The 12,183-nt window shown below is 39.6% G+C and carries 5 protein-coding genes; 4 read left to right on the top strand and 1 reads right to left on the bottom strand.

Translation table 11 applies throughout. The annotated features are described in order from the left end of the window. Positions 1-65 precede the first annotated feature (65 nt). The gene (locus J1N10_RS18760; RefSeq protein WP_262328274.1) at positions 66-4,457 is read right to left on the bottom strand and encodes a hybrid sensor histidine kinase/response regulator transcription factor; all 4,392 of its coding nucleotides are present in this window, start codon (positions 4,455-4,457) and stop codon (positions 66-68) included. A 280-nt stretch (positions 4,458-4,737) separates the two neighbouring features. Between J1N10_RS18760 and J1N10_RS18755 the strand changes: the two genes are divergently transcribed. Genes J1N10_RS18755 through J1N10_RS18740 form a run of 4 tightly spaced genes read left to right on the top strand, consistent with a single transcriptional unit; the run spans position 4,738 to position 12,178 of the window. Continuing rightward, positions 4,738-6,354 (top strand): glycoside hydrolase family 28 protein, encoded by a 1,617-nt coding sequence (locus J1N10_RS18755; RefSeq protein ID WP_262328273.1) that lies wholly within the window; start codon positions 4,738-4,740, stop codon positions 6,352-6,354. Between the two features lie 11 nt (positions 6,355-6,365). Further along, positions 6,366-7,550 (top strand): glycoside hydrolase family 88/105 protein, encoded by a 1,185-nt coding sequence (locus tag J1N10_RS18750; RefSeq protein WP_262328272.1) that lies wholly within the window; start codon positions 6,366-6,368, stop codon positions 7,548-7,550. 49 nt (positions 7,551-7,599) lie between these two features. Continuing rightward, positions 7,600-8,928 carry a pectate lyase family protein gene (locus J1N10_RS18745; RefSeq protein ID WP_262328271.1) on the top strand — a complete coding sequence of 443 codons (1,329 nt, stop codon included), beginning with the start codon at positions 7,600-7,602 and terminating at the stop codon, positions 8,926-8,928. Between the two features lie 4 nt (positions 8,929-8,932). Then, positions 8,933-12,178, top strand: a complete 3,246-nt coding sequence (locus J1N10_RS18740; protein WP_262328270.1) for a SusC/RagA family TonB-linked outer membrane protein — start codon at positions 8,933-8,935, stop codon at positions 12,176-12,178. The last annotated feature ends 5 nt before the right edge of the window (positions 12,179-12,183 follow it).

Below are 12,183 nucleotides of genomic sequence, written 5' to 3'. Positions count from 1 at the left end.
GCACACACTTTTTTCAATATATTTAATTCATCGTACTATTAATACTTGTAATTCAGTTATTTAGTTTATTTCTTTAAGTTGGTTTTGACCTGGCTGGGAGGGTAGCCATGCACCATTTTAAATTGTCGCGAAAAATATTTAACATCCGTATAGCCCACTTTATAGGCTGTTTCACTAACAGAATAGCCTTTTTTAAGCAGTTCAAGGCTGAGTTTTAGTTTTACCTGGCGGATAAATTCAAGTGGGCTCAAACCTGTCAATCCCTTTACCTTATTGTATAACACCGTTCGACTCACGCAAAATTCTTTAGCCACCGTTTCGATACTCAAATCAGCTGAATAATTTGTTTCAATATAAGTCAATAGCTGGTGCAGGAACTCCTCATCTTTGGTGTTCACTTTCAGTGTGTCCGGATCGATGGTTTTATTGTCGCGGTATTTAGAGATAATCAGTTTACGCTGGTTGATAAAGCTGGATAAAACAGCTTTAAGATGTCTTACGTTGAGTGGTTTAGTGATGTATGCTTCCGCTCCGGTTTCAAATCCTTTAATCTTATCTTGCTCATCCGTTTTAGCGGTCATCATCACAACCGGAATATGGCATAAACTAAAGTTGTCCTTCAGTAGTTGTGTCATTTCAATACCATCCATTTCGGGCATCATAATGTCGGTTACAATGGCATCGGGGTTATGAACAGCCGCTTGTTTCAGTCCTTCGTGACCATTTTCAGCTACAATACAATTAAAATCCGTTTTTAGTTGACTTTGAATGTAGTTGGCAATTTGATGGTTGTCTTCAACAATCAGTACCGTTGTTTTACTTTTATCCAGTAGTTGAGGTTCTGCACTGGAAGTGTTAATGTCTTCGTCAAAATCGGCCCTGTGACTATTGACTTCCGTTGGTGTTTCCTTTGAAGAAACAGATGGAGACTGCAAAAGTGCGTGGTTATTGACCGGTATTGAAAAACAAAAACAACTTCCTTTATCCACCTGCGAATTTACTTTTAAATCACCATTGTGGAGTTTGGCCAGTTCAAAAGCTAAGGCCAGTCCAATGCCACTACCTCGGTTGTCGTTTTTATTAAGAATGACAAAACGAGTGAAAATATCAGGTATGTTTTCATGTGCAATTCCCGGCCCTTCGTCCTGTACATTAACCAAAGCCATTTCCGGGTTATTCGAATCTGTTTCCACCGTAATAAGTACCCTTTTGCCTTTGGGCGTAAATTTTATTGCATTCGAAATAAGGTTATAAATTATTGAATCAAGTTTAACAGCATCGGCATAGGTCTTGATTGAATCTTCCTGCTTTTTAAATTTAAGCTGAACACCGTTGTGTTTGGCCAGAGGAATAAAGCTTTCATAGATATTTTGAGTGAAAGTAACCAGGTTGATCTCCTGTACGTTGAGGTTCATTTTGTTGTTTTGAATCTTCCGGAAATCAAGTAATTGGTTCACCAAGGCAAGCATTCGCTTGGTGTTTTTCTTCATCAACTTAAGCTGATTTTTAATGTCATCATTGACTTTTCCTTCGTGGAGTATATCTTCCAGAGGTCCCAGAATAAGCGTTAAAGGTGTTCTTATTTCGTGCGAAATATTGGTAAAAAAGCGCAGTTTAAGTTCATTGATGCGTTTTTCAAGTGTTAACTGGCTACGGTATTTATTGATTCGAAGCAGGATGATTCGTGCCAGCCAGAATACAGCCAATATTAAAAGCGTATAAGCCATGTACGACCAAATCGTTTTCCACCAGGGGGGCGCAATGGTTATGGACAAAGTTCTGATGTCGTTGTTCCATTGCCCGCTTCTATTGGTGTGCTTCACTTTAAAAGTGTACCGTCCATGGGGCAAGTTGGTGTAGGTTGCTTTGGTTTGATTGCCAACATAGTTCCAGTTACTTTCAAATCCATACAATTGATAGGCATACTGTACCTTCGACGGATCTAAATAATCCAGTGCCGAATATTCAATACTAAAGCTGGATTGGTGATGCTTGAGGTTTATGTTATTGCTAAATGAGATGCTGCTGTCGAGGGGCGATCCTAATTCATTAACAACCACATCTTTATTGAATAACTGAAAATTGGTCAGTTCGATTAAGTTTTTATTGTTGGTTTTTTTTATTAGTTGCGTATTGATAACTTCTGCGCCTTCAGAACCACCAAAAACCAGGCGACCATCCTGCAGAAAGAAACACGTACTTTCCGAAAAATTATTAAATGATAAGCCATTTGACTCATTGTATATTTCAAATGAGCGGGTAGCTGTGTTAAAACGGTTAAGACCATATTCAGAGCTAAACCATAATTGGTTCTCACTATCCTCTAATATGCCATATACCACGTTGTTGGACAAGCCATCTTCGGTGGTCAGATTCGTGAAAGTGCTTTGTGCAGATATTGGTAATTCAATTGAACTAACACCGCCTCCCAAGGTGCCAAACCAAAGCCTTTTGTTCGAGTCTTCGTATATCTCGCCAACATCGTTGTAATTGATTTTTTGAGGATGACCCGTCTCTTTATAAAAGCACTGAAAAGTAATATGTGCTTTCGCCAGACTATCTTTATGGAGAAGATTGACTCCAAAAGCGGTAGCAATCCAAAGATTAGAATCTGAATCACATTTAATTTTTCGAACCTGGTCGCTACTCAGATTACTATTAGTCGTATTGTAGCGCTTAAACGTTAATTGACCAGTGTTACTTTTATGAACCTTGCAAATACCATTGCCATAGGTGCCCACCCAGATATTTCCGGTTTTGTCGCGCTCAATACTATAAATATTATTGTTCGGGAGTGATGTGCTGTCATCTGCCTGCGAGGTGTAGTTATGGAACTGAAGGGAGTTTAAGTCCTTATTATTTTCAGAGATAGGTGTTTGACTGATAAATAATCCATGCCCTTTGGTACCCAGCCAGATGTAGTTCTGTTCGTCAATAAACAGGCTATACACATTGGTTGTTCTTAATGAACTCCGACCTGATGAAGGGGTTTGAAAACTTTGAAGTTTTTTTAAGTCTTTATTGTAGACATGAATGCGTCCGTTTTTGGTACTAAGCCAAATGCGCTCATATTTATCCTGATAGGCGCACCTCACCACATTATCGGTTATTTGGTTAACGTTGGGCGAGGGCAGCAGGTGCTTAAAGGCTGCATTACGCATCACCACTTTTTCTAAGCCTCCTTTGTACTGGCCTGTTCCAATCCACATCTGGCCTGATAAATCTTCGGTGATGCAGTGAACAATGTTAGAAGAAATGGAATAGTTGTCCGATGGATTATTGATATACTTATAAAAGCTGTCGCTTAGCCTGTTGTAATAGGCTAGTGCACCGCCATGTAACCCTATCCACAGGTTAGTGTCTTTGTCTTCGTAAAACACATGGCGCTCCCGATCGGTAATACTGATTTGTTCCGGTTCGGTAAGTTGGTAATAATTGGTGGATAATGAATTTAAATTCAGTTTAGTAACGCCAAATGTTTCGGTTGTTACCCAGGCATTATCAAAGTGGTCAAAATAGATATTGTCCACATTATCACCGTGGATATTGACCCTTTGCCATTGCTTGGATGAAGGCGAATAGTGCATTAAACCACCATCCTTAAAAGCCACCAATACCGTCTGTTTAGCGGTGTTATATATGTTTAATATCTCGTCCGAAGGAAATAGAGGATTGTTAGATTGCTTAATGAAATTATAGGAATGATTTTGCTTGTTGTAACATACCAAGCCTTGCTTATCGGTCGCCAACCAAATTTCATCATCCAGTTCAATGGCCGAGTTAAACGAATACTCAATAAAATAATGGTGAAAGTTGTAATGTTTTCGTTGCAGATCTGCCTTATTGAGCATGTTGACACCTCTGGCTGTCCCAACCCAAAGAGCTGAGTCCTTACTGGCAAAGATAAAACGGACATCGTTGTTAGTGATAGCATAGCGGCCTTTATCACTCAATTGCACCGAATTATAGGTTTGGTTGCTATCGTCGTGCTCAAGAAAGTAGATGCCCCTTTCGTTGGTTCCGATCCATATTTGATGAGGATTGTATTGCAGAAAACAGGTGGCCTGGTTAATTTTATCGTAGTTTGGATCGTAATAATCCGGTACGGTTTGAAAAGTTTCAGTAACAGGGTTGAAAAAGTGGTAATAATGATCGTAGGTTTCTATCCAGATATAAGCCATTTTATCTTGCCACAGATTAATGACCCTGTTGTTGATAAAACTATTGTTTTTTGAAAGACTGTTAAAACTTTTGAACCGATAACCATCAAATCGGTTTAAGCCATTAACAGTACCTACCCACAGAAAACCATCTTTATCACACAACAAGCTATTGACGGTGTTTTGAGATAAGCCATCTTTTGAATCGTAGTGTTCAAACCGAAAGATATCCTGACCATAGATAAAAATGGATGTTAACAAAAAACAAAACGGGAGGATTTTTCTAAGGATTTTCATAACTAATTTTAACACGTACAAAGATAACTTTAATAATAAATACTTGGCTGATAAGGAAAAAAAGGAATTAAAGTGATTTTTGCAACATTCAGTAGGTTAGTGTGTTGAATAATTATCACCCATGGGTGGTTACGATTTGTCACCCATAATATGATGATTTGTGACATACGTATGCCTCACAAAGCATCTAATTTTATCCTATCAGCTTTTAACAAATTTTTGTAATCCAAATCGCCTTTTAAATACTGTTGCAATAGCAATCATTTAAAAATATTAATATATGAAAAAATCATTTCAAAAGCGCCTAATTAGCGTTGCTGAGCCATCGAAAACAAAACACAGAATAATCGGCTTATTTCTTGTTATGCTGATAAGCTTTGGTGTATCTGCGCAGGTTAATATTGTAAATCTGGGGGCTGATAATACCGGGAAAAATCAATGCGACGCTATAATTAATTCAGCTATTGATTCATTGCATGCCATTGGTGGTGGTGAAGTATATTTTCCGGCCGGACAATATTTATCGGGGCCAATTGAAATGAAGAGTAACATCACCCTTAACCTGGAAGCTGGTGCTGTTCTGAAATTTACCGATGATTTTGATGATTACCTGCCGATGATTGATTCACGTTGGGAAGGTATTCGTGTAAAAACTTTTAAATCACCAATTTATGCCCATAATGCCAAAAATATCACGATTAAAGGTAGAGGTCTTATTGATGGAAATGGTGAAAAGTGGTGGGATTTCTGGTGGCCATTAAAACGTGGCGAAGCATCAACTAACTCAAAATGGGAACAGGAGTTTTATAATAATAATAAGGAGCTGATTGAGAAGAATGCCTATTTACAAAAGATGGGTAATTTTTTACGTCCTCCTTTATTTATGCCTTATGAGTGTGAAAATGTGCGCATCGAAGGTGTGTCATTTCAAAATCCTCCTTTCTGGACGATCATGCCGGCGTTTAGCGAAAACATTACTATAGATGGTATTACCATTATCAATCCTGAAGATTCGCCTAATACCGATGGCATTGATCCATCGTCGTGTAAAAACGTTCGTATCAGCAATTGTCACATCAGTGTTGGTGATGACTGTATCGTTATCAAATCGGGTCGCGATGAAGATGGTCGTGAAGCCAATGTAGCAACTGAAAATATAACCATCACGAATTGTACCATGATGGATGGTCACGGAGGTGTGGTTATCGGGAGTGAAATGTCGGGAAGTGTGCGACGTGTTACCATTTCCAACTGTGTGTTTAAAGGAACTGACCGAGGCATCCGTTTTAAAACGATGCGCGGACGTGGCGGATACATTGAAGATGTTTGTATTTCAAACATTGTGATGTATGATATTTTAAAGCAAGGCATCATGATGAACATGCGCTACCACGAGACGCCGGTTGAGCAGGTGTCGGAACGAACACCTACCATTCGCAATATATCGATCGACAACATACGAATCAACAAAGCAAAACAAGCCATTGCCTTTCTGGGGCTTGAAGAGCGCAGTATCCAGAATATTCGCATTAGCGGTGTGAATGTTAATGCCAACCAGGGGATTTTTGGCGAATATGCCAGCGACATCGATTTAAGTGATATCCGCATTAAAGTGGATAAGGGCATTCCGGTTGAATTTAAAAAATCGGAAGCAATTCAGCTAAAAGGTTTAACGGTTACCGGTGAAAAGCTTGAGCATGGCGCCGTGGCATTAAGCGAAGTAAAAAACATGTTGATTACCGACTGTTTTCAAAGCGATGCGATGGATTTCTTTATGGATGTGGATGAGGCATCTGAGTCCATCTATTTGATTAATAATGTTTTTCCAGGAGTAAGCAAAACCACGCTTGAGAAAACTAAAGTAGTCTACCAAAAAGGAAATATTCTAAGTAAATAATATTAGCCGTAATGAAAGCTTTTATCTACATATTGATGTTTGGCGTATTATTAGCTTGTAATAGTACACCCAAAAGTCAACAAAAAACTTCGACCAGCACTGAAAAATGGTCGGTAAAAATGGCTGATAATGTTATTAGTCAGTACGATAGTTTGGTGTATTACCTGAATCCGAAAAAAGTTAAGTGGGAATATGACTATGCCTTTTTAGGGCAGGCCATCGATCGGCTTGGTAACATCGATTCCAAATATTCGAAGTACATGGCCGATTACATCGACTATTTTGTGAATGAAGACGGAACAATTGATAAGTACAAATTAAGCGACTACAATATCGATAGGGTTAATCCGGGTAAAAACGTGATTACACTGTATAAACGAAGTGGAGAAGATAAGTACAAGAGCGTTATTGAACAGCTGGTTCAGCAAATGCGTGAGCATCCTAAAACCAATAGTGGCGGTTATTGGCACAAAAAAAGATACCCGTATCAGATGTGGTTGGATGGTATTTATATGGCTTCACCGTTTTTAGCGCAATATGCCAAGGAGTTTAATGAACCGGAGTGGTTCGATGTGGTGACGTTTCAGATTAAGCATATATATGCACAAACTAAAGACGAAAAAACCGGTTTACTTTATCATGCCTGGGATGAGAGCAAGGAACAGCAATGGGCCAATGCCGAAACTGGTGTTTCTCCACACTTTTGGAGTCGTGCTATGGGGTGGTATGTGATGGCAATTGTTGATGTTCTTGATTTCTTACCAGACAATCACAAAGACAGAGAAGAGTTAATCAACATTCTTAAACAAACAATTGATGCCTTGCTAAAGGTGCGCGATTCAGAAAGCAAATTGTGGTTTCAGGTGCTTGATCAGGGCCAACGCGAAGGTAATTACCTCGAAGGTTCAGGTTCTGCCATGTTTGCTTATGCCATGGCCAAAGGGGCGAATAAAGGGTATCTGAGTAGAAAATATAAGGCATATGCCGAAGAAACGTTCGATGGTATTTTACAATATTTAATCACCGAATATCCGGATGGACGCATTGAAATGAAAGATGTGTGCGGTGGCTGCGGCTTAGGAGGGAATCCTTATCGCGATGGCTCATTCGAATATTATATAAGTGAAAAGAAAGTCGTTAATGACTCTAAAGGTGTTGCGCCGTTCATATTGGCTGCTATTGAACTGGATCGGTAGAAACACTTGTTGTTAGAAAATGATTTTAAGGCTTAAAATCCACTTGATTATGAAAGTACTTTTGCAATATAGCCTGTTGATAATTTTTGTGCTTGCGATGATAAATTGCTCGCAAGCACAAAAAGTAGTGGCCTTTCCGGGTGCCGAAGGAGCAGGCAAATATACTACGGGTGGTCGTGGAGGTATGGTGTATACTGTAACCAACCTTAACGACGATGGTCCTGGAAGTTTGCGCGATGGTATTCAAAAGAAAGGACCACGTATAATCGTATTCGCAGTTAATGGCTACATCGATCTAAAATCGCGCCTTGATATCAATAACGATCATGTTACCATAGCTGGACAAACAGCACCGGGCGATGGTATTTGCATTCGCGGTTATGGCCTGCGCATCAATGCGAATAATGTGATAATCCGTTATCTAAGAATCCGTCCGGGAGATATGGCTCACATTGAGCTGGATGCCTTAACCGGAATGCGTAAAAAAGACATAATGGTCGATCATTGTAGTCTTAGCTGGGCGACAGATGAGGTTTGCTCACTCTACGATAACGATAATCTAACCTTGCAGTGGTGTATTATTAGCGAAAGTCTCAACAAAAGCTATCACTCCAAAGGCGAGCACGGCTATGGTGGAATTTGGGGCGGTATGAAAGCAACATTTCATCATAATTTACTGGCTCATCACACCAGTCGTAATCCGCGTTTACAAGGTAGCCGTAATCAATCGACACCCGAAACCGAACGTGCTGAAATTGTAAATAATGTGATTTACAATTGGGGCTTTAAATGCATGTATGCCGGAGAAGCAGGAAATTACAGTATCTGTAATAATTATTTCAAAGCAGGACCTGGAACCAGAAAATCGGCAACCAAACGACTTTTGGAACCTTATGAACCATACAGTAACTATCACTTTGATGGGAATGTATTACATGGCGATAATAGCATTACCAATAACAACTTGTTAGGTGTCCAAATCGATAAAGATTCAGCACAGCATTATTTTTCAAAAAGACTGCAGCTTGTTTCTGATTACACCATTGAATCGACTCATAAAGCCTATGATAAAGTACTTAAGCAGGCGGGGGCTAACCTGGTGCGCGATGCCATTGATAAACGCATTGTTGATGAAGTGAAAGAAGGAAAAACTACTTATGGTACAAATGGCATTATTAACTCACAAACTGAAGTAGGTGGTTGGCCGGAAATACGTTTAGCCAAAGCTCCACTTGATAGCGATAAAGATGGCATGCCTGATGAATGGGAGTTAAAACAAGGACTTAATCCAGAAGACAAAACTGATGCTAATAAGTATGCCATTGAATCTCAATATACTAATATCGAATCCTATTTAAATAGTTTATCTAAATTTTAATTTTATGAAAAAAGATCATCTAAGCAAATGCAAATTGTTTGCGATAGGCCTGTTGCTACTGCTGTGCAGTTTCAATGGAGTCGCGCAGATGGTAAGCGGTAAAGTTACTGATGAAAGTAAACAACCATTACCTGGGGTGACCATTATGGTTAAAGGTACAACCGACATTGGTACGATTACCAATGTAGATGGAGAATATCAGCTAAATGTCAATAACCTTAATTCGGATGTGCTTGTCGTTTCATTTATTGGAATGGAAACACAAGAGATTCAAATTAGCGGCAAAACAACCATTAATATTGTTTTGAAAGAGTCACACACCCAGTTGGATGAAGTGGTGGCTGTAGGTTATGGTACCGTTAAAAAACGCGATATTACCGGTTCGGTTGCATCTGTTAAAGGCGATGATTTACAGGCCATACCTGTTGCAACTGCAGCAGAAGCCATTAGCGGTCGCATGGCAGGTGTGCAGGTAACTACTACTGACGGAGCTCCGGATGCCGAAATCAAGATTCGTGTACGCGGTGGCGGGTCTATTACCCAGGATAATTCACCATTGTACATTGTTGATGGATTTCCGGTTAATACTATTTCAGATATTCCACCTTCGGATATCGAGTCGATTGATGTGTTGAAAGATGCCTCTTCAACAGCCATTTATGGAGCGCGTGGTGCAAATGGAGTAATCATTATAACAACCAAGCAGGCCAAACAAGGTAAGATGTCGGTTTCATACAATGCCTATTATGGCGTTAAAAAAATTGCCAATACGCTTGATGTGCTAGAGCCGGAGGATTACGTTAAATGGCAATATGAATATGCCATGCTTGAAAAGGGCGCTGATAATATGGAGTCGTATTATAACTACTTTGGACAATTTCAAGACATTGATTTGTACGAAGGTGTAAAAGGTAATAACTGGCAAGAGCAAGTGTATGGCCGCACAGGCACAGTATTTAGCAACGATGTTAATTTTTCGGGCGGTGGCGAAAAAATGAAATATTCATTTAGCTATGCTCACCTTGATGATAAAGCCATTATGCTGGGGTCTGATTTTAAACGCGATAACTTCTCATTAAAGTTAAAACATCAACCCAACGATAAGATTGAATTAAATTATTCTGTTCGTTATTCCGATACTGATATTAATGGAGGAGGAGCTAATGAGCAACAGGAAAAGTCGACAGCCGATGCCAGGTTACGTCACAGTGTGGTATATACGCCCATTCCTTTGGATGGTTTAGAGTCAGATATTGACGAAGAAATTGCCTCAAGTGAATTAGTGAATCCTTTAGTTGCTGTAGATGATAACGAGAGAATACAAAACCGACGCAACTTAAATGCAGCCGCAAGTGCACAATGGGAAGTGATTGATAATTTGAGGCTTAAGACAGAGGTGGGATTGGATAATTACTATTATAACGATTATCGATTCTATGGATTAACGACTTATTTTTCGCGCGAACTAGCTGGAGATTATGTAGGGCAACCTGCTGTGCAGATGAAAGATCGCAAAATGCAACGTTTAAGAAATACCAATACAATTAATTATGATTTTAAAGATTTAATATCTAATCAGGATCATAGTTTAAATGTTTTGGCTGGTCAGGAAATTATCCAGGAGGAACGTTTAACAACCACTACACAGGTGTTAGGTTATCCTTCGCTTTTTGATGCTAATCAGGCATTTAAACTAACTTCGCAGGGTTCGGCTTCAACGGTTGATAACTTTTATGATGCCGATACACGTTTGCTTTCATTCTTTGGAAGAGCCAACTACAATTTCCGAAGTAAGTATTTGCTTTCTGCTACTTTCAGGGCCGATGGTTCAAGTAAGTTTGCAGAAGATAACCAGTGGGGGTATTTCCCATCAGCAGCTTTCGCTTGGCGTATTTCTGGTGAGAACTTTATGGAAGGAACCAAAAATTGGTTGGACGATTTAAAATTGCGTGTCAGTTACGGTTCTGCAGGTAACAACAATATTCCTGCTAACCAGATTTCTCAAGCATATGTGTCAAAAGCATTAACTGGCCGTATCAATGGTGTAACAAGCTACTGGCAGCCTAACTCATATGTTGAAGGTTCAAAATATACGTACATGTCCAATCCTGATTTGACATGGGAGACAACTTATACGCGTAATGTCGGATTAGATTTCGCCATGTTGGGCACTCGTTTAACTGGTAGTATTGAAGCTTATTGGAATAACACCAAAGACCTGTTAATCGAATTCCCTGTAGCGGGTACTGGTTATGATTATCAATATCGTAACATGGGTGAAACCGAAAACAAGGGTCTTGAATTTGCCATTAACTGGATTATTGTAGATAAGAAAGACTGGGGCTTAAACTTTGCTTTTAACGTTGGAATGAACCGCAATAAAATTAAGTCGCTCGGTATAATGAATGACTTTGGTGCCAGTTCGTTATGGGCTTCTACAGAAATTAACGACGATTTCTGGGTAGCTGTTGACGGTTCTGTTGGTGAAATGAACGGTTATGTCGCCGATGGTCGTTACGAAGTGGACGATTTTGTGGGTTACGATGCCGATAGTGAAACATGGACTTTAAAAGATGGTGTTGCTGACAACTCCAGCGTCATTGGCGAAATTCGCCCGGGTTCAATGAAATTGAAAGATTTGGACGGCGACGGTGAAGTGACTGCTGAGAATGACCGTAAAATCATTGGTGATGCGAATCCTTTGGCTACTGGTGGTTTTAATATTGGCGGTCATGCCTATGGCTTTGATTTATCAGCTGTGTTTAGCTACAGCTATGGTAATGATATTTACAATGCCAACAAAATGCAGTATACGGCCAGTAGTAAATACCAGTATCGTAACATGATAACCATGATGGAAGATGGTACGCGCTGGAATAATATTAACTGGACCACTGGTGAAGTTGTCAATGATCCGGCACAGTTAGCTGCTATGAACGAGAATACAACCATGTGGTCGCCTTACATGCAGCGTTATGCATTTAGCGACTGGGCAGTTGAAGACGGTTCATTTTTACGTTTAAACACCTTAACCTTGGGTTATACCTTACCTAAGAATTTAGTGCGACGATTGAAAATTAGCAACCTGCGTTTTTATGCTACATGTTACAACGTGTTTATACTAACCAACTATTCAGGCTTTGACCCTGAAGTTTCAACGCGTAGAAAAACAGCGTTAACACCTGGTGTTGATTACTCGGCATATCCAAAGAGCCGTCAGCTAATCTTCGGTTTAAACCTTAATTTCTAATACTA

Source organism: Carboxylicivirga litoralis (assembly GCF_025499605.1).
GTDB classification, from domain to species: Bacteria; Bacteroidota; Bacteroidia; order Bacteroidales; family Marinilabiliaceae; genus Carboxylicivirga; species Carboxylicivirga litoralis.
Note: the sequence above shows the minus strand (reverse complement) of the source record. Positions and strands in the feature narration are given on the sequence as shown.